Annotated in this window: 14 protein-coding genes; all 14 read left to right on the top strand. The window is 45.9% G+C overall.

Annotation, left to right across the window (positions count from 1 at the left end; all coding sequences use genetic code 11):
• The first annotated feature begins 85 nt into the window (after positions 1 to 85).
• The 14 genes from A3CY_RS0100080 (at position 86) to A3CY_RS0100005 (ending at position 19584) form a co-directional block, all read left to right on the top strand.
• On the top strand, positions 86 to 556 hold the full coding sequence (locus A3CY_RS0100080; protein WP_018335833.1) for an RNA polymerase sigma factor: 471 nt from the start codon (positions 86 to 88) through the stop codon (positions 554 to 556).
• A gap of 143 nt (positions 557 to 699) precedes the next feature.
• Complete coding sequence (locus A3CY_RS0100075) at positions 700 to 1455, top strand: GAF domain-containing protein (protein ID WP_018335832.1); 756 nt, start codon at positions 700 to 702, stop codon at positions 1453 to 1455.
• A 112-nt stretch (positions 1456 to 1567) separates the two neighbouring features.
• The gene (locus A3CY_RS0100070; protein ID WP_018335831.1) at positions 1568 to 2689 is read left to right on the top strand and encodes a FecR family protein; all 1122 of its coding nucleotides are present in this window, start codon (positions 1568 to 1570) and stop codon (positions 2687 to 2689) included.
• 78 nt (positions 2690 to 2767) lie between these two features.
• Entirely contained in the window at positions 2768 to 6355 is a 3588-nt protein-coding gene (locus A3CY_RS0100065) for a SusC/RagA family TonB-linked outer membrane protein (RefSeq protein ID WP_051082657.1), read from the top strand.
• Positions 6356 to 6366: 11 nt separating this feature from the next.
• Complete coding sequence (locus tag A3CY_RS0100060) at positions 6367 to 7821, top strand: RagB/SusD family nutrient uptake outer membrane protein (RefSeq protein ID WP_026207134.1); 1455 nt, start codon at positions 6367 to 6369, stop codon at positions 7819 to 7821.
• 17 nt (positions 7822 to 7838) lie between these two features.
• The gene (locus A3CY_RS0100055; RefSeq protein WP_155828137.1) at positions 7839 to 8762 is read left to right on the top strand and encodes a hypothetical protein; all 924 of its coding nucleotides are present in this window, start codon (positions 7839 to 7841) and stop codon (positions 8760 to 8762) included.
• Positions 8763 to 8779: 17 nt separating this feature from the next.
• Entirely contained in the window at positions 8780 to 11326 is a 2547-nt protein-coding gene (locus A3CY_RS0100050; protein ID WP_026207133.1) for a zinc-dependent metalloprotease, read from the top strand.
• A gap of 408 nt (positions 11327 to 11734) precedes the next feature.
• Positions 11735 to 13411, top strand: coding sequence for an energy-dependent translational throttle protein EttA (ettA, locus tag A3CY_RS0100040; RefSeq protein WP_018335825.1), 1677 nt, complete (start codon positions 11735 to 11737; stop codon positions 13409 to 13411).
• A gap of 11 nt (positions 13412 to 13422) precedes the next feature.
• Positions 13423 to 14229: a hypothetical protein gene (locus A3CY_RS0100035; protein ID WP_018335824.1), complete on the top strand. Its 807-nt coding sequence runs from the start codon at positions 13423 to 13425 to the stop codon at positions 14227 to 14229.
• Positions 14219 to 14347, top strand: a complete 129-nt coding sequence (locus A3CY_RS23405) for a hypothetical protein (RefSeq protein WP_255366265.1) — start codon at positions 14219 to 14221, stop codon at positions 14345 to 14347. Before A3CY_RS0100035 ends, A3CY_RS23405 begins: the two co-directional genes overlap by 11 nt.
• Positions 14348 to 14723: 376 nt before the next feature.
• Complete coding sequence (locus A3CY_RS0100025) at positions 14724 to 15491, top strand: polysaccharide biosynthesis/export family protein (RefSeq protein WP_018335822.1); 768 nt, start codon at positions 14724 to 14726, stop codon at positions 15489 to 15491.
• A gap of 41 nt (positions 15492 to 15532) precedes the next feature.
• On the top strand, positions 15533 to 17854 hold the full coding sequence (locus A3CY_RS0100020) for a GumC family protein (protein WP_240388103.1): 2322 nt from the start codon (positions 15533 to 15535) through the stop codon (positions 17852 to 17854).
• A gap of 3 nt (positions 17855 to 17857) precedes the next feature.
• Positions 17858 to 18541: a tyrosine-protein phosphatase gene (locus A3CY_RS19870; protein ID WP_018335820.1), complete on the top strand. Its 684-nt coding sequence runs from the start codon at positions 17858 to 17860 to the stop codon at positions 18539 to 18541.
• Positions 18542 to 19296: 755 nt separating this feature from the next.
• Positions 19297 to 19584, top strand: a complete 288-nt coding sequence (locus tag A3CY_RS0100005) for a hypothetical protein (RefSeq protein ID WP_026207131.1) — start codon at positions 19297 to 19299, stop codon at positions 19582 to 19584.
• The last annotated feature ends 117 nt before the right edge of the window (positions 19585 to 19701 follow it).

Here is a 19701-nt window from a genome sequence, read left to right as displayed (position 1 = left end):
ATTTTTGAAATCACGAAACGAAGGTTTATTTCTATCCTGGCGTTGGAGGGGAGAAGTCTTGTGTTTCACGGGGGATCGGTAGAATATGATAGAGGATAAAGAGAAAATAATAGCGCATTTGTATTGCAAGTTGAAACACGAGTTACGTGTTTATGCGGCACGATTCTGTCCCGAGGAGGCGGAGGATATCGTTCATCAGGCTTTCGTGAACGGTTACGAGCGTATTTTGGCTGAACGGAACGAATCGGAACAACGCTCTTATCTTTATTCCACGGTGAAAAACCTATGTCTTAATTTCCTTCGCAACGCTCGTCCAGTGTACACGGAAACTCCGCCGGAGTTGATGACAGAGTTCGTTGTTGTCGATACGCACGATTATATGCACGAGCTGATAGACCGTTTGCCTCGGCGGGAACGAGTGATTCTTGAACTTGCCTTGCAAGGGTATTCCACGAAGGAAATAGCCGAGCAAATTGAAATGGAATACAACACGGTACGGCATTACAAGAAAGAAGCCTACACGAAGATTCGGCAAGCGTTGAAAAATGAAATTTAATATTATTTTTGTCTCCAAAGGTGCAACTACTTGATATTTTTCTATTTCTGTGACGTTAGGTGTTTGTTTTTAGAAATTAAAAAAAAATATAAAGTGGATAGCAAGGATCGGTTAAGTGATGCCCGTCTTCCGGAGAATATTACGTGTGTTCCGAATTTATTCGTGATTTACTTGATCTGGGAGAGGATGGTATTGTCAGTTTCAAGGATTTTCATTCCTTCATCCGGAAGGATTATCGCCTGCGCACGGTGAATGAATTTGTTTTCGGGAAGACGCAGAACGTTTACGATCAGGTGTATCCGGTAGAGGTTCATGGCGAGATTATCTGGATACGCGTGAAATTGTGTTCGAAGGAAGTGGACGAGGAAGGATTTTTGAGAACGTGCGGTTTCATGGAGTGCCTGGATATTCCGGAGAGTATGGATACCAGTACCTCCGCTATACAAAGGGTAAATAATTTATTCGTTCAACAAAATAGCATATCCCGTTCTTTATTGTCTTTATTGCGTTCGGACGACATGAGTGGTGTCGTGAATAAGATACTGGGGGATATTATGCAATATTACCCGGAAGGGTGCACCTATATTATAGAGTATGACTGGGAGAAAGGAACTCAAACTTGTTGCTACGAGGCGGGGAGTTATAAATCTTTCAAGAAAAAGGATTACATGGAGAATTTCCCGATGAAGGAGATTCCCTGGTGGACGGAACAGTTGGCAACGAAGGCTTCTCCCATTATTTTGGCAAGTTTGGACGAATTGCCGGCGGAGGCTTTCGTCGAGAGGGCACGCCTTACCGCCCAAGGTGTTCAGTCTTTGATGGTGGTTCCGATGATCTCCCGGGACGGGGTATACGGGTATGCCGGCATCGATATTCTGGATAAGCCTCACACGTGGTGAAATAAGTTTTTACTAGAGGTATTTGGTGATTTTGTTAATTAATATTAAAAGTGATATTTCTTTTCATACATTTTTCTTTCTGGCGTGTATCATGGTTAGAAAGACGAAATAGATGATGAAAGAACTGAGGAAATTAATAACAAAAGATATTTTCGATTGCTTGTCGGAGGAGGATGCCCGGCAGTTGGAAGAGATACGGGCAAGATTGAATATCAGCGACGAGGATTACCGGGAGATGAAGGCAAGGGTGACAAGCCGTGAATTGCACGAGCAGATTGTGAACACACGCAAGCATCCCCGTCGTGTGATGATCGTGGCTCGTTATGCAGCCATCTTGGCATTGCCGTTAGCTGTAGCCGTTTATTTTTGGTTGAATCAAGAATCCCAACCAAAGACAATAGTTACTGCACAGGTCCAGCAAGAAAGTATTTTGTCTGCCCCGGTACGGAAGCAACCTCGCCTGATCTTGGATGACGGAAAAGTGGTGAATCTGGGACGAGAGGTTAAGGACGAACAGATCACGCTTCACGCCGTGAACCGGGGAAATGAATTGGAGTACGAGAAAAATAAAATTGCTGATACCGTGAAAGTCATCAAGTACAATACGGTAGAAGTTCCCAAGGGTGGCGAGTATCATGTTTCTCTTGCCGACGGGACAAAGGTGTGGTTTAACGAGGAAACCCGGTTAAGATTTCCGGTAGCTTTTGCCGGGACGACTAGGGATATTTATCTTGAAAGCGGGGAAATTTACCTGGACGTGGAGCGGGATGAGGAGCATCCGTTTATCGTGCACACGGTGAATGGGGATGTGCATGTGTTGGGGACGGAGTTTAACGTGAAATCGAATCCGGATCATTCCGTCATCACTACTTTGGTCGAGGGTAAAGTGCGTGTGAGCCGGGACAAGGCAGAAGCAATACTTCTTCCGAATCAACAGGCTTTCGTGGCTAAAACTACGGCTCCGATATGCGTGGAAAACGTGGATGTCGAGGAGTTCGTGAGTTGGAAAGATAATATCTTCTTTTTCAAAGACGAAGCGTTGGAAACCATACTTGATAAATTGGCAGACTGGTACGGTTTCTCCGTGTTCTACGAGAACCCGGAAGCCAAGGCGGAGAAGTATTTCGTGCGAATTGATAAATATGCCGAGGTAAATAAAATTTTGGAAGTTATTTCGGATGTTAGTAATGTCAAATTTAAAATTAACGGAAAAACGGTAAGTGTATATAAATAGGAAAAGCGAGTGCTACCAACACTCGCTCGGTACTAATGCCTAGGTAGGCATTAATGTTAAATTCTAATTTGCAAATGTATGAAAAAAATGATTGATTCCTGGGGAAGTTATGGCAAAAAAATTCCCCTCCAAGGATTGTTATGCCTTTTGATCTTGTGTTTTAGCTTTTCCGGTTACGCACAACAAGCGGGCAAGGCTATCGATATTAACGTGAAGGATGCAACCATGAAGGAGGTCTTGGAGATTATCAAGAAGCATGATTATCGCTTGGTGTACTCCACGGCGGTGATCGACGCCTGTAAGAAAAAAGTCACGATGAACTTGAAAAAAGCCACGGTTGCGCAAGTGCTTGATGAGGCTTTCAAGGAAACCGATTTGGTATATAAAGTGGACAACAATTTGATCACGATCAAGGTGGTGCAGAAAGATAAATCTATCGTGGCAAAGGGTGTGGTGAAGGATGAAAAAGGGGAACCCGTGCCGGGTGTTTCCGTGATTATCAAGGGGACTACAACAGGTACCGCTACTGATGCAAATGGTAATTTCCAAATTAAAGTTCCTGAGAATAGCGTGTTGCTTTTCTCGTTTGTCGGGATGGAGACGAAATCGGTGCTGGTGGATTCGGACAAGCCGGTGACGGTGGTGATGAAAGAGGTGGTGAACGAGATGGACGAGGTGTTGATCACCGGTTACCAAGTGATCAACAAGCGGGAGTTGACATCTTCCATTTCGACGTTGAAGGCAGAGGATATTATCGAGCCGGTGGGTAGTTCTTTGGACCAGATGTTGCAAGGGAAGGTGCCGGGGATGTCCGTGATGCAGATGACCTCGACGGTGGGTGCTGCCCCTAAAATTCGTATTCGGGGTTCTTCGACGGTAATCGGCAACCGGGAACCGGTGTGGGTGTTGGATGGTGTGGTTTTGACCGATCCGGTGAAATTGGACGCGACGGAGTTGAATAGTATGGACCGGGTGAACTTGATCGGTAACGCTATTTCCGGTTTGAACCCGGAAGATATCGACCGTATTGATGTTTTGAAAGATGCTTCCGCTACTGCCCTTTACGGTTCTAAAGCGGCAAACGGGGTGATCGTGATCACCACCAAGCGGGGAAGGGTGGGAACACCGTCCGTGCGTTACAGCACGTCGATGAGTTTTATGGAGCGCCCGAGCTACAAGGGGTTGGATCGAATGAATTCAAAGGAGCGTATTGAAGTGTCGGAGGAGATTCATGCGAGAGGGTTGGAATTTTCAGGTTTTGCCCCGGATGATGTGGGATACGAGGGTGCTTTGCGTCGTTTGTGGAGTGGCAATATTAGTATGGATCAATTTTATTCAGAGGTGAAAAAAATGAAAGAGATGAATACGGACTGGTATGATTTGTTGTTCCGTAATTCTTTTAGCCATTCTCATTCTTTATCGGTTTCCGGAGGAACGGAAAGGGCAACGTATTATTTCTCTGCCGGTTATTCCAATCAACAGGGCTCCCCGTTGCAGGAGCAAGGAGAGCGTTTTAGTTTCATGTCGAATCTTGATTTAAAATTGTCCGAGAAGTTGGATATCGGTATTAATTTGAGTTCCAGCGTGTACTCGACGGATCGCCCGACAGTGGATTTGTATGATTACGCTTATAATACTTCACGTGCGATTCCCGCTTATAATGAAGATGGTTCATATCATTTTTACAGTGTTAGTGATGTATTAGTACTGATGAATGATAATGTGAATTTGAATTACAATGTTTTTAACGAGTTGGATAACTCGGGAGTTTCCCAAACAATGCGAAGCATAAATTCTCGTTTGGATTTGAATTATAAGATTACTCCTTGGTTACGTGCCAGTGCGCTTTTGTCTTATAACACGAGTGCTTATCGTTCGGAAACTTATTATGACGAGCGTACTCATTACGTGTCACAATATCGTTTGTTACCTTACGGGTATGACAGGAATCATTGGGATAGTGAATTGAATGCGAATTATCACAAGTATTCGAAATTGCCCTATGGTGGGATTTTGAAGTCGGGCGAGAGTTCCAATGATTCTTATTCCCTGCGATTTTCGTTTAATGCGAATAAATTGTTTAGAGAGGTGCATAGCGTATCTTTTTCCGCAGGGTTGGAAATGTCAAGTTCCAAATATAAGGGGTATGATAAAGAAGAGTGGGGGTATTTACCGGAACGAGGCAAGAATTTTGTAGCCTTGGAGAATTTGACCGATTGGCCAGCAGCATCTTTGGCGATGCAAACGATGAAACCTGTTATTTCTGACAATACATCGAATACAATATCTTATTACGGGTTGGTTTCTTATAGTTTTAGAGCTAAATATGTGATTTCGGCTAATCTTAGAGGGGATGGTTCCAATAAATTGGGCGAGAGTGCCCGTTTCTTGCCGATATGGTCATTCTCGGGACGTTGGAATTTGACGGAAGAGCCTTGGATGGACGCTGCGCTTAACGTGTTGTCGAACATGGATATTCGGGCTTCTTACGGGATTCAAGCTAACGTGACGGATGCGCATAATCCCAATATGATTATTTCTTTAGGGAAGTTGTATAGTAATTCGGAAGAGTATTCTGCCTCGTTGTTGCAGTTACCGAATCCGGATTTGGAATGGGAGAAGACGAATAGTTTTAATCTTGGTGTTGATTTTGATTTTTTCAAGGGTAAGCTTTCCGGAAGTTTTGATTTTTATTACAAGAAGAGTAAAGATCAATTGATGAGTGTAGAGGTGGAATCAACGAATGGAGGGAAGATTGTGACGATAAATGGTGGTGATTTAACGAATAAGGGATGGGATCTTTCTTTGGTAACAACTCCTATTAAGACAAAAAATTTTGAATGGCGTTTGACGTTTAACACTTCGAAAGTGTATAATGAAGTGTCTAATGCGGCAGATCGTACTGTAACTTATTCGGATTATTTGAATGGAACGGTGGTCAAGAATGGTTATGCGTTGAATTCTTTTTATTCTTATCAGTTTGATGGTTTGGATGAAAACGGTTTCCCGAGGTTTAAAGGTTTGAGCGATTATGATGAGGATGGGAATGTGATCACGACTCGCGAACAAGCGTTGAGATCCGTGTTAAAGTATAGTGGCAAGCGTGAGCCAGATCTTTCTGGAGGTTTGTCTATGTCGTTTAGTTACAAGAATTTGTCGTTGAATACGAGGTTTGCCTTGTCTTTCGGAAACAAGATTCGTTTGAATGATTTGTACGATTCGGATTTTTTCAGGTTACCTTATCCCGCTCAAAACATGTCTTCCGAGTTTGTGGGACGTTGGCAGGCACCCGGGGACAATACGAATATTCCCGTGTTGTCGGATCAGTCGGTTACTATAGCCAGTATGAATCCGGAGCTTGCTAGTATAATAAGAAATAATAATGAGGTTGCCGCTAATTATTGGCAAATGTATAATGATAGTGATTTGCGGGTGGTTTCCGGGAATTTCGTGCGGTGTACGAATATCTCTTTGAATTATTCTTTATCAAGAGAGATTGCTAAAAAATTGCATATCGCAGGAGCTTCTTTTAGCCTTGGAGTAACGAATCCTTTTGTGATTAAATCAAAAGCCTTGAAAGGACGAGATCCTGAGCAGGTGACTTTAGGTTCCGGTGCGTTGCCTCCGCAACAGAATTATTCTTTGATGTTAAATGTAACTTTTTAAACGGGTAGAGTATGAAAATGAATAAGTATATATTGCCCTTGTTGACAACGTTGTTGGTCGCTTGTGATGATTTTTTGGATTACAAGGACAAAGATAAGGTGATACCGTCTAAATTAGATGAGTATAGCGAATTGATATATGGCGAGTTGATACATGCTTCCGCAGGATCGTCTTGTTATAATATTTTGTGGATGAGTGATGATATCGGTAGTTTGGTCGAGGGAGAGAAAGGGGATTACAGGTGGGAGTATTCGAATTGGTTCACTTGGGCGAAAGAACCGCAGTATACCCCGGATGGGGCGGAAAAAATAGACCCTGCTTGGGAATTTCTGTACCATAAAATATTGATGTGTAATGTTATCGAACATGACGTTATGGCTTTTGAAGATGATCGAGAAGGGGTGAAATATCGTATTCTTGGAGAAGTGCAGGCAATACGGGCGATGTCATATTGGTATCTGGTGAACATGTACGGGGAGCCTTGGAGAAGCGAGGAACAAGCCGCAACAGCCATGGGTGTGCCGGTAAATATGGAAACCGGTATTAAAGATAAGACTTATGCCCGGGAAACATTGGCACGGAATTACGAGTTAATGGAAATTGATTTGAAGAGTGCGTTGGAGAATTTGGGAAAAGGAGAGAGGAAAAACACGGCATTCCGTCCTAATTTAGATGTTGTGCGTTTGTTTTTATCGAGAATTTATTTGGAACAAAGACGTTATAACGATGTGATCACGGTTTGCGGCGATCTTTTGCGGGAAACCCAAAGTATAGTGGTACCTCTGACGTGGATGTCTATGAATCAAGATAGTTGGACGGGAGAACACCCGATGGTGGCACGGGATGCCGGAAGTTTGTTGTTTACTTGGTGGAATCGCGATGTTTTACCGACATTCAGCGTGGATTGGGGGTATGGCAGATATACTGTTTCCCAGGAGTTGATGGCATTAGTCAAAGAGAATTCGAATGACGTTAGGGGAAAATCTTATACTTGTTGGAATTACGATGGAAAGAAAATATATAAGTATGATTTCGAAGGGTTCGGTTATTCAAAATGTTATGGGATGAATTATCGTTTGGAAGAAGTTTATTTTAACCGTGCAGAGGCTTACTTGAGCACAGGAAAACGGGATTTGGCAATGGCAGATTTGAGCAAGGTCTACCGGGAGCGGATTATGTATGAGGAAGATCCGAAGTTGACGGCAAATAATGATGATGAGGCATGGGAAATTTTTAGAAATGAAAAACGTAAGGAGTTCTGTTTCGAGGATATACGTTGGTTTGATATCCGGCGTTGGGGATTATCTATCGAACATGTTTATCAAGATTATAATGATAGGAATAGTTCTGTTACTTATGTTTTGGAAGCAGAGAGCCCCAATTATGTTTTACCTCTTCCGTTGGATGTTGTGCGTCAAAACGCAACGATAGAACGGAATGAGCGAGTGGAATCTATTGTAAAATGATTAACGTGGAATTTGTTATGAGAAGAAAATATGCTTTATTGTTTGTAGCGTTTTGGGGCGTATTGTTGACCGGTTGTTTTAAAGAGGATGATATTAATGTTGGAGATCAACATTATAAACGCGTCTATGATACAACCTCGAGCGATCCCGTGTGGAAATATGTTTCACGGTATTATTTCGATTGCGGAAAGTTGTTGATCACGGATCCGGATAGTTCGGATTACTTGTATAATTTTGACATAAAATACGCTTTGAGGATTACGAAACCAGTTCAAACTCAAGAGGGGTTGTTAAGGAGAATTCAATTTTTTGAAGAGATGTTTTTGAATGGTTACACGGATGAATTCCGTAAGAAATATTTCCCTCTTGAAATATTATTGGCTGATTCAATCGTGTACACTGGTTCTCTGGATGCCTCGAAACCGGAAGGAGAGCCAAGGGATATATATATATCGGATTATTATGTGGCTTTTTCCGTGAGCGAGAATAAAATGAGTTTGTCCGAAGAGAAAAAGGTGGAATTGTCAACAATTTGGAATGCTAATTTTTTAAGCGAGTATTTGACGAAGAAGTCGGGTTGGGTAGTGCTTGAAGAGTTTTATCTTTATTCGACGGATGACGAATTTCGTGCAAATTTCAGTTATCGTACCAATGAAGAGTGGAGTGAGGATAATTTTTGGGAATTAGGTTACCCGAGGGGTAGTATTTATGAATTGTATACTCAAGTAGATGGCAAATGGGGAATGCATAAAGTTGGTTACCAGTTTGCTTCATCTAAAGAATCATATTTGTCGCAGTTTATAAATTTTTTGTTTTCTACGGATGCAGAAACCGTGGCGAGGGCAGTTCAGCATGAGAAATTTAAAAAAGCTCATGATGTGTTGGATCAGTCATTGAAGGAGTATTTGGGAATAGATTATCGTAATATTGGGTATAAGTAAATATAAGATAGGTATTTATGAAAGGATTAGGTATTGTATTGTTATTATGTACTGGCGTGTTGTGCACGGATGTTTCTGCCACGGAGTTGTTCGGGAAGAGAAAGAAAAAGAAGCAGCAGGCGGTGGAGGCGTCGGACACGACGAGGGTGAAGGCGGAGAGTGCTTACGAGAAGTTTGTCAAGGATGCGGAGGTGAAGCGGGGGATGTTTAACGTGATCAAGAAGAAGGACAAGGTTTACCTGGAGATCCCGAAGGCGTTGATGAGCCGGGAGTTTTTGATCAGTTCGAGAGTGTCCTCCACGAGCCGGACGTGGCAGATAGACCCAGGGACGATAAATCGGGACCCGGTGTTGATTACGTTTTCGTGTGACGAGAATAAGGTGTACATGCATTTTCCGCATCTGGATTACGAGTGCAAGGAGGGGTCGGAGATGTACGAGGCGTACAAGCGGCATAGTAACCCGCCGATCTGGAAGGCGTTCAAGATAGAGGTGCAGCCGGAGGATTCCACGAGTTGCGTGATTGATGCTACGCCGTTGTTCTTGTCGTCGATAGCGGAGTTTTCGCCATTTCCGAATTTGCCTGCCGAGGCACGGATGATCGTCCCGTTCGGTGGAAATTTCCAGAGTGACCGTTCGAGAATCGAGGAGTGCAAGGCTTTCGAGGATAATGTTATCGTGAAGAGCATGATGACTTACACGACGGATGCCGAGGGACCGTTGACGACGATAGAGGCGCGGAATATCATTATTTTGCCCGAGAAGCCGATGATGCCCCGTTATGCTGACGAGCGGGTGGGGTATTTCTGGGAAATGCGAAAGGTGTTTGACGAGCGTTACGACCAGTTGCAGTATTATAGTATTATTCATCGCTGGAATTTGCAACCGAAGGATATGCAGAGGTATTTGGCGGGAGAATTGGTGGAGCCGGTGAAGCCGATCGTGTGGTACGTGGATCCGGCAATCCCGGAGAAGTGGAGGAAGTACGTGAAGCTGGGGATTGCCGACTGGAATATCGCTTTCGAGGCGATCGGGTTCAAGAATGCGATTGTCGTGAAGGATTACCCGACGGATGACCCGAATTTCGACCCGGATGATATTCATTACAATTGTTACCGTTTCGTGACTTCGGCCAAGGAGAATTCGATGGGACCGTCGTGGATAGACCCGCGGTCGGGGGAGATCTTGTGTGCGGATGTGATTTCGTGGTCGGGGGTGACCAGCCTGTTGAACAAGTGGATGTTGATTCAGACAGGGGCGGTGGACGCCGAGGTGCGCCGCCCGGTGATGACGGAGGAGAAGATGGGTGAGGCGATGCGTTACGTGGCGGCTCACGAGATCGGGCACACGCTGGGGTTGATGCATAATTTCGGGGCGTCTGCCGCTTATCCCGTGGAGAAATTGCGGGATCCGGAGTTTACGCGGGTGTACGGGACTACGCCGTCGATCATGGATTACGCCCGGTTTAATTACGTGGCGCAACCGGGCGACGTGGAAAAGGGGGTGAAATTGACGCCGCCGCTGGTGGGGGTGTATGATATGTTTGCCATCAAGTACGGGTACCAGGTGTTGCCGGACGTGAAGAGCCCGGATGACGAGAAGGAAACTTTGCGGGGATGGGTGAGAGAGAAGGTCGGGGATAAGATGTGTTTTTACGGGAAACAGGTGTTCCGTTTCCGTTTTGACCCGCGTTCGCAGGCGGAGGATCTGGGAGATGACGTGGTGAAGGCGAACACGTACGGGATGGAGAATCTGAAGTACGTGATGGCGAATTTCACGGATTGGCTGGCGGTGGACGACGAGGGGTACGCGGCGGTGGAGTCGATGTACAAGGAGATCGTGGAGCAGTTCATGCGGTTCATGAGTCACGCGATGGTGAGCGTGGGGGGGATGTATCTGAACCCGAAATACCTGGGCGATCCGGTGAAGTTGTACGAGTTCGTGCCGCGGGAGAAGCAGAAAGCCGCGCTGAAGTTCGTGTTGAGCAATTTGAATGGCGTGGAGGATTGGCTGGTGAACGAGAAGGTGACTGCGATAGTCGGTCCCACGGCATTGCATTACCGTGCCGCGACACAGATGTTCGCCAGTTTGCTGGAGCGGGAAACCGTGGGACGCTTGCTGATCAGCGAGGTGGAAGGGAAGAACGTGTTCACGCTGGACGAGTATATGGCGATGATTTTTGACGAGATGTTCGTGAAGAAGACGGGTAACTTGAAAATGATGGATATGGCTTACCAGAATTCTTTCGTGGAGGGATTGGCAAATTTCGTGGAGAAAGGGGAGTTCGCCAGCGGGAAAGGGAATATGTTGCAAGCGTTGTCGCGTGAGTCTACTTGCAGTTGCCATAAGCATGGATGCGAACGAAGTCTTGATTACGAGGGAGAGCAGATTTTGGCGGAGATCGTGATGTCGCCTAGAATAGATAAAACGGCAAAGCGTCCGGTGGTGATGAAGTATTTGCGCAAGGTGTACCAAATGGCCAAAGCAAGGTCGAATGCCGGGAACGATAAGATTCGTGAACATTATCGTTTATTGGTGTTGAAATTGAATTATCTGTTTGATTAATCTGTGTGAATAAGTGTGATAGGGAGGTGTGTTCTGACACACCTCCTTTTTTGTTGGCCGCAATATGGCTGTGTAGCCTATTTTTTGAATGTCGTGTTGATTTTATCTAAATTATTGTTAATTATATGTATTATAAATTGTGATGCGGAATGTTTTTGAATTCGGGAAGTTGATTTGGATTTTTTTTTTTTTTTATGTTTTTAATAGACAGTTGTTTGAGCTTCGAGCTGTTACTGTTTTGCAAGAAAATAAAAAAATCGGGGTGATATTGTAACGATTTTTATTTTGGTTTCGTATAACAATTCAAGCGTATTTTTAAATTTGAAGATATGATGTATCTTTGTATCCATTTTAAGAATAATTAGTTGTGTGATAGATGTGAAACATAATATAGCGTAAATTATTGGTATGGCAGACGAGAAAAAAATTATTTTTTCCATGATGGGCGTGAGTAAGACGATACCGCCACAAAGAAAGATTATTAAGGATATTTATTTGTCCTTTTTTTACGGGGCGAAGATTGGGGTAATCGGTTTGAACGGTTCGGGTAAGTCCACCTTGTTGAAGATTATCGCTGGGTTGGACCCGAATTACGAGGGTAAAGTGATTTGGTCGAAGGAGCATTCCATCGGTTATTTGCCTCAGGAACCCCAGCTTGATGACACGAAGACCGTCAAGGAAGTCGTGCAAGAGGGTGTTCAACAAGTGATGGATTTGTTGAAGGAATACGAGGAGGTGAACATGAAATTTGCCGAGCCGATGAGTGACGACGAGATGGACAAGTTGATGACCCGGCAGGGAGAGTTGACCGAGTTGATTGAGCATTATGGAGGTTGGGAGATTGACCAGAAGTTGGAACGGGCGATGGATGCCTTGCGTTGTCCGGAGCCAGATGCCCCGGTGAAAAACTTGTCGGGAGGTGAACGGCGGCGGGTGGCTTTGTGCCGTTTGTTGTTGCAGGAACCGGATATCCTGTTGCTCGACGAGCCGACGAACCACTTGGATGCGGAGTCGGTGGAGTGGTTGGAACAGCATTTGCACCAGTACGAGGGTACGGTGATCTGTGTCACGCACGACCGTTATTTCCTTGATAACGTGGCAGGATGGATTTTGGAACTCGATCGGGGAGAGGGTATTCCATGGGAAGGCAACTATTCGTCCTGGTTGGAGCAGAAAGCCAATCGTCTGGAACAGGAGGAGAAGCAGGCGAGCAAGCGAAGAAAGACGTTGGAGCGGGAGCTGGAATGGGTGCGGATGGCGCCGAAAGCCCGTCAGGCTAAGAGTAAAGCCCGTTTGAAGGCGTACGATAGGATGATGGACGAGGATGTGAAGGAGAAAGAGGAAAAACTTGAAATATATATACCGAATGGTCCGCGCTTGGGTAACAAGGTGATCGAGGCGGGGCACGTGGCGAAGGCTTACGGCGACAAGGTGTTGTTTGATGACTTGGAATTCCAGTTGCCACCGGCGGGTATTGTCGGGGTGATCGGATCGAACGGGGCGGGGAAGACTACTTTGTTCCGTTTGATTATGGGTTCCGAAACTCCGGATAAGGGTACTTTCGAGGTCGGTCCCACGGTGAAAATTGCTTACGTGGATCAACAGCATAAGGCTATCGATCCGGAAAAGACGGTTTATCAGGTGATATCCGGGGGAAGCGATATGATTAATCTTGGCGGACGGGAGGTGAATGCCCGTGCTTACGTTTCCAAGTTTAATTTTTCCGGAACCGACCAGGAGAAGAAGTGCGGGATATTGTCCGGCGGGGAGAGGAATCGCTTGCATCTTGCCATGGCTTTGAAGGAGGATGCCAATGTGTTGCTGCTCGACGAGCCGACGAATGATATTGACGTGAACACATTGCGGGCTCTGGAAGAAGGTTTGGAGAACTTTGCTGGGTGTGCCGTGGTCGTATCGCATGATCGTTGGTTCCTGGATCGTATCGCCACGCATATTCTAGCATTCGAGGGTGATTCCAAGGTGGTTTATTTCGAGGGAAGTTACTCCGAGTACGAGGAAAACAAACGGAAGCGGTTGGGGAACGTGACCCCGAAGCGTATACGGTATAAAAAATTAATCGGATAAGAGAAAAGAACGTGTCTAAGAAGAAAGAAAAGAAAATTGTAGATAACGGCTTTGTGCCGGGTATCTACAATTATTGCGACAGATGGTGTGAACGGTGTAAACTCCAGATTCGCTGTATGAGTTACATGATGGGGAAGAAATTGAAGGAAAGAACGAGGGTGAATCTGGGGGAGGATATGCCTGACGATGACGAGTCGGCGTTAGCCCGTCTGAAGAATATATTTGACTCGACTTTTGATGTGTTGCGCGAATTGGCAGACGAGCGGGGAATGGGGATCGAGGAGATTTATTCGGCGGAAAAAGTGGACAAGGGCTTCTGGGGAGAAGACTACGAGGATTTGGAGGATCAGGACGAGGAAGTGGCAAGACAAGTCGAGAGCGAGGATATGATGAAATGTGAACGTATTTATCACGCACTGGCGGACAAATGCCAGGAAGATATTTACCAGTGGTTCGATTCTGTTGAAATACCACAGGGGAAGTCGCCCCGGACACGGGAGGTGGAGGATGCCTTGTTGGAAGTGAACTGGTACATGGATTTGATTCGCTCCAAGATGAAGCGTGCCCTTTGCGGGTACTTTCTTTATGCGGACAAGTTGAATGCCACGCAGGAGGAGGAGGATTACAACGGGTCGGCAAAGGTGATGTTGCTTGCTGTTGAGATTTCTCGTGTGGCATGGGCAGTGATACGAGATCATGTACCCGGCTTCGGGCTAGAGGCATCCCGAGCAATCGTGGTGTTGGAACAATTGGAAGAAGATATTGACGCTTTCTTCCCGAATGCCCGTTCTTTCAAAAGACCGGGATTTGATGCCTGAAAAGTCGTTGCGGGGGAAAAGTATTACAAGAGCCGTTTTCATTCGGGGTGAAGTTGATAGCCGGGTGAAAGCGGTTATTTTTATGCCTTCTGTTCGGGAAACGGGTATACTGTCGTAAATATTGTTAAAGAAATACATTCGATTTTTTAGAAACAAAAACCTGTTTTGTTGTTTTGTCTTTTCGTGCAAAGGCTTTCATGGCTTTTCTGTATCGTATTTCCTTCTCTTGGATGTAAAATGTGTATATATAAAATATGGAATATAATTCAAACTGTATTGAAAAATATATATATTTGTAGCTCAATAAATGAACAATTATAAATATCGTAAAATCGACCACAACAAGCTATTCCTGGTAAGTGGTTAATTCTATAATAATCATTTAATTATAAATAATATTCCGATCTTTTCTTGCCGTGTAAATCCTCATTTATTTAACAATCAAAAAACGTTGGTTTAATGATAGCGTAATGTTACATAAAAGAAGGAGTTATATGTCTGTAAACAAGTGGATTGTGTCGATAGCGTGTGGGATCGTTTTTTTCTCGTGTGCTTCTAGTAAAGATATTGTTTACTTGCAGGACGTGAAGGAGAATGGACGGCTAGAATCGGAGTTCGAGTATAAAACGGTTATCCATATTGATGACTTACTATCTATCGTGGTTTCATGTGACGACCCGGAGGCGGCTTTGCCTTTCAATACTCCGATGATTGGTTTGGGAAGAGAGGTTGCCTCGACGGGACAGCAATCCCCTCCGGGCTATCTCGTGGATAAAGAAGGGTACATCGATTTCCCCGTGTTGGGAAAGTTGCGTGTGGACGGGATCTCTCGAGTTGAGTTGTCGGAAATGCTAAAGGAGAAACTTGCGGTGTACTTGAAAAATCCAATCGTGACGATACAATTTCAGAATTTCAAGGTGACTGTCTTGGGAGAAGTCCGGAATCCGGGCAGTTACAAGGTGACCAGTGAGCGAGTGTCCATATTCGATGCGCTGGGCATGGCGGGGGATTTACAGATTAATGCCAAAAGGCGGAACGTGCTGGTCATGCGCGAGAACGGGAAAGAGAAGACTTTTGCCCGTTTGGATTTAACCTCCGGCAATCTGGTTTATTCCCCGTTTTTTTACCTTCAGCAGAATGACGTGGTGTACGTGGAGCCCAGCAGGGGACGCATTGTGGGAGGGAATGCGGGAACTTTTTTGCCTTACGTGCTATCCAGCGTGTCGACATTCGTGGCGGTGTTAGCTCTGATTCTGAGGTAGGTTGCGGCGGTTCTCCGGGTTGGTTGCATTTTTTAATTTTAATGAAACAAGCGTGTATGAACGTGAATGGTAATGAGATTCCTGTGTCCGAGCAGGAAGAAACGATTGATTTGAGGGTGTTGTTTTACAAGATTATGGCACGATGGAGGTGGTTTCTCGTGTCCATTCCCTTGTGCGTGGGTGCGATGTTGTTTTATTGTGTAACACGGGAGCCTATTTACAATGTCTCGAGCAAGGTCATGATTAGTGATTCGAAGAAAGGGGAATTAGGTACAAGCGTGATGATGAAAGAGATGGGGTTCTTTCAGGGGGACAAGTACGTGGAAAACGAACTGGTTGAGTTGCAATCCAAAAACCTGATGCGGGAAACCGTGAGTGATCTGGAATTGAACGTCCGCTATTTCGAGGAGGGGATGTTGAGGTTTACGGAATTGTACAAGGACTCTCCTATTAAGGTGCTTGTAGACAACCCCGGGGCAATAAGGGATACTTGCTTCACGGTGGCGTTCTCGGGCGATACGGCGGTCGTGACAGCCCCGTCCGGGGAGATCATTCACGCGGGGTGCTTTTCGGAACGAATCCCGGTGGATGGGTATGCGATTTCGGTGGAGAGGAACGGGGAGTGTCCGTCAGGCGTGGTTCGTGTGTATTTATATTCTTACGCCTCGGCAACGAAGGATTTTTACAAGAAACTGGAAGTGGCTCCTCTCGATAAAAACACGAATGCGCTTCGCTTGGCGGTAAAGGATGCCGTGCCGAGGCGGGGAAACGACTTGATTCGTGCGTTGGTTGATCGTTATAACGAGAATGGGGTGGCAGACAAGCAGGTGGTTTCCGCCAAGACCGTGGAGTTTATCAATGCCCGCCTGGAAGTGATTAACCGGGAGTTGGGTACGATAGAGGATGATGCCGAGCGTTTCAAGCGGACGAACAAGTTGACGAACATCGTTGCCGATGCCGAGTTCGTGATGGAACGTAAGAAATTGGCGGGTACGGAATTATTGAAATTGCAGACCGAATTTGACGTGGTACGTAGTATCCGGGTGTTATTGGAAAAGTGGGAGGATGCGAGTTTCGGCTTGCTGCCGGAGAATTTGGGTATTTCTGACGAGGGAGTGAACGGCGGTATATCCCGCTATAACGAGATGGTGTTGCGGAGAAATAAACTTTTGCTGAGTGCCCGGGAGGACAATCCTATCGTGACGGGCTTGGATGCGCAGTTGCGGGAGATGAGAATGAGTATCCGCGAGGCTGTTGCCAACGTGGAAAAAAGGTTGGAGATCAAAATAAATACGATGGAACTGGAGAATATTTCCGTGGATAAACGTTTGACGTCCGTGCCCGCCCAGGAAAAGCAATACCGTGCTATCGCCCGCCAACAAGAATTGAAGGAGAACCTTTTTCTTTTCCTGATGCAGAAGCGGGAGGAAGCGGAGATTGCGAAGCTGGTGTACGTGCCGACAGCGAAAATCATCGAGGATCCGGATACCGGGGATGCTCCCGTGTCGCCTCGTAAAGCCATGCTGTTGCTAGTAGGGATGGTGTTGGGTATCATGTTACCGGTCGGGGGCGTGTTGGCTAGAGATATGCTGGATAATAAAGTGAGGAATGTTGAGGATATCGAGAGGGGAATTGGGGTTCCCCAGCTCGGGACGTTCCCCGAAGTGGTTGGAGAGAAGTTGATTACACGGGAAGATTTCGTGCAGTCGGAATCCATGCACCTGATACGTGAAAAGTTGAATTATATGTTGAAGCAACAAGCTTGTCCCGTGATTATGGTTACGTCGACTATTCCTGGCGAGGGGAAATCATTAATCGCCACGCATTTGGCGAATGCGTACGCTAAGACAGGGAAGAAGGTTTTGTTGATTGGTTGCGATCTGCGGAATCCTAGCCTGCATAATTTCGTCGGGCAGAATCGCGATAAAGGTTTGTCCGCTTACCTGGCAGGGCTTGTGGACGATGTGGCGGGGTTGATTTGTCCGGTGGATGACCATTTGGACGTCCTGTTCGGTGGTGTGGTGCCACCCAATCCGGTGCAATTGCTCGCTGATTCCTGCGTGAGCGAGTTGCTGGAAGCGATGAAGCAACGTTATTCGTGTATCATCTTGGACACGCCCCCGGTAGGGATTCTTGCCGAGGGATTCGCCTTGGGCAAGTTGTCGGATGCTTGCGTGTATGTGGTACGGGCGAACGTGTTGAGGAAGGATGCGTTGAGGATTGTTGCGGCGATAAACGGGGAAGGACGTTTGCCCGTGATGGGAATATTGCTGAACGGCGTGCGTGCCGAATGCGGTGGAGGCTATGGTTATTACAGTTATGGATACGGTTACGGGTATTACCGGGAACATGATAATAAATAAGGTATGTTATTTTTTAAGCGCCACGAGAAATTTATATTCGATTACCGGCGGGATATTCATTCCCACCTTTTGCCCAGGCTGGACGACGGGGTGCGGTCGATGGACGAATCCGTGCAGGTCATCCGGCGGCTGGTGGCGTTGGGATTGCAGCATCTGACCTGCACGCCCCACGTGGCTTATCCGGCGTTGATGAACGGGCGTCGGGATATAGAGAGTATGCTGATGTTGCTGAAGGCACGATTGGCGCAAGAGGGGATAAGCCTCGCCGTGGATGCGGGGGCAGAGTACCGCATGGGCGAGTTCATGTTGGGATTGTTGTTGCAGGACGAGATTATCGCTTCTCCCGGGCGGGAAGTACTTGTCGAGCATAGTTTCGTGGCTCCCTCGATCCACGCGGATGAGATCATCTTCGGGTTGCTTGGTCGAGGATACGTGCCCGTGATGGCTCACCCGGAACGCTACGCTTTTTATGCAGCCGACCTGGTGAAGCATTGCGAACGCCTGAAGGTGTTGGGATGCCGCATTCAAGTCAACCTGCTCTCGTTTGCGGGGTATTACGGGAAAGAAGCGCTCGCCGGTGCCCGAAAATTGTACTGTACGGGTCTGGTGGATTATTACGCGGGCGATATTCATAACTTGCGACAGGAGATGATTCTGGAAAAATTGGTAGGAGGAGCCCTTTTTTAATTACTTTTTTAGGATATTACTTTTTTGAATGTTTTCGGCTCCTCCTATTCTTACCCGTTTTTCACGTTTATCAAGTCCAAATCTGTTCGTATCATAGAATGCTCTTTTATTGTATAATAGATTTTTTTGTGAAAAATTCCCCTCTTGGCAGGGTAAAAAAACAAAAAGACAAGTAATTCTGTCGTTTATGCCCCCGTTTTTCACGGTTTTGACGGCGATAGTCCGGGGGGAGGTGAAAGCGTTGCGGTTATTGTCAAAAAGGCGTCAGGTATCGTTGTCGTGTCGTTAAACAGCCCTGCCGGGTTAAGACCAATTCACGGGCAATTCAAGAGCAGGTTAACGCAAAGCGTAGTAGTGCTGTATCCCGCGTGTGGCAAGGGGAAAGCCGATATCTGAAAAAAATCGATTAAAATTCAAAAAAACGGTCAATTGTAAATGAAGTATAAAACGGGAACGATTTTGTGGGGTTGAGGGGGGAATTTTTGCTTTTTTTATATAATAAAGGGGCCGTCATTCGCAATGTTCCTATGGAAGCCTTTTTTGATTGTTTGCATCCGAAGCTAACACGGAGGAATAGAATTATTATTAACTAAAAAATGAGTTATGGCAGAAGTTAAGTCAGATTTCCTGTTCGAGATACGTAGGAGTATCGGGGACAAAAAGTATCACATGAGTCTTTCCGGAAAAATTATCAGTTCCAAGAAGGGGGGGCGAAACCCACGTTCAGGAATGACGAGGATCGGGAGGCATGCGATGTGCGTATTAAAGGTTTCGGGGGATGCGGGCATATGGCGCCGGTCGTGCTCGACGCCATTCTTGTCGGGTTAGTAGAGCGTGCCCGCGGGAAATTCGCCGGGAACCGGTTTGTGCAGCTCAACGCACGCACCCTGTGCAAGGCTGTTGCCGGGGAGGACGGCAAGTCGGTTCGGGAATACGATTTCAAGGCGATGGTTATCGCTAATATTTACATTTATATTTTTGCGGTGTTTCACGACAATAGGCGTGCTTCCAATTCAAAGTGTATCTATCCGGTAAGTGATTGATACAGGCGCCTCCTTCCCATCCGGGAAGGAGGCGTCCTTCTATAATATGCTCAAGATTAATGAAATAGTGTTTTTTTATGCTGGTGAAATTTTTGTATAAATAAACGATCGTTTATT

The sequence above is a fragment of the Butyricimonas synergistica DSM 23225 genome (assembly GCF_000379665.1).
GTDB lineage: Bacteria > Bacteroidota > Bacteroidia > Bacteroidales > Marinifilaceae > Butyricimonas > Butyricimonas synergistica.
Note: the sequence above shows the minus strand (reverse complement) of the source record. Positions and strands in the feature narration are given on the sequence as shown.

Bases quoted from the DNA above. Each gene is read 5' to 3' on its own strand.
- A3CY_RS0100060 (WP_026207134.1), top strand. From the start codon at position 6,367: ATGAAAATGAATAAGTATATATTGCCCTTGTTGACAACGTTGTTGGTC.
- ettA (WP_018335825.1), top strand. From the start codon at position 11,735: ATGGCAGACGAGAAAAAAATTATTTTTTCCATGATGGGCGTGAGTAAG.
- A3CY_RS0100080 (WP_018335833.1), top strand. From the start codon at position 86: ATGATAGAGGATAAAGAGAAAATAATAGCGCATTTGTATTGCAAGTTG.
- A3CY_RS0100065 (WP_051082657.1), top strand. From the start codon at position 2,768: ATGAAAAAAATGATTGATTCCTGGGGAAGTTATGGCAAAAAAATTCCC.
- A3CY_RS0100050 (WP_026207133.1), top strand. From the start codon at position 8,780: ATGAAAGGATTAGGTATTGTATTGTTATTATGTACTGGCGTGTTGTGC.
- A3CY_RS0100020 (WP_240388103.1), top strand. From the start codon at position 15,533: ATGAAACAAGCGTGTATGAACGTGAATGGTAATGAGATTCCTGTGTCC.
- A3CY_RS0100055 (WP_155828137.1), top strand. From the start codon at position 7,839: ATGAGAAGAAAATATGCTTTATTGTTTGTAGCGTTTTGGGGCGTATTG.
- A3CY_RS0100025 (WP_018335822.1), top strand. From the start codon at position 14,724: ATGTCTGTAAACAAGTGGATTGTGTCGATAGCGTGTGGGATCGTTTTT.
- A3CY_RS19870 (WP_018335820.1), top strand. From the start codon at position 17,858: ATGTTATTTTTTAAGCGCCACGAGAAATTTATATTCGATTACCGGCGG.
- A3CY_RS0100070 (WP_018335831.1), top strand. From the start codon at position 1,568: ATGATGAAAGAACTGAGGAAATTAATAACAAAAGATATTTTCGATTGC.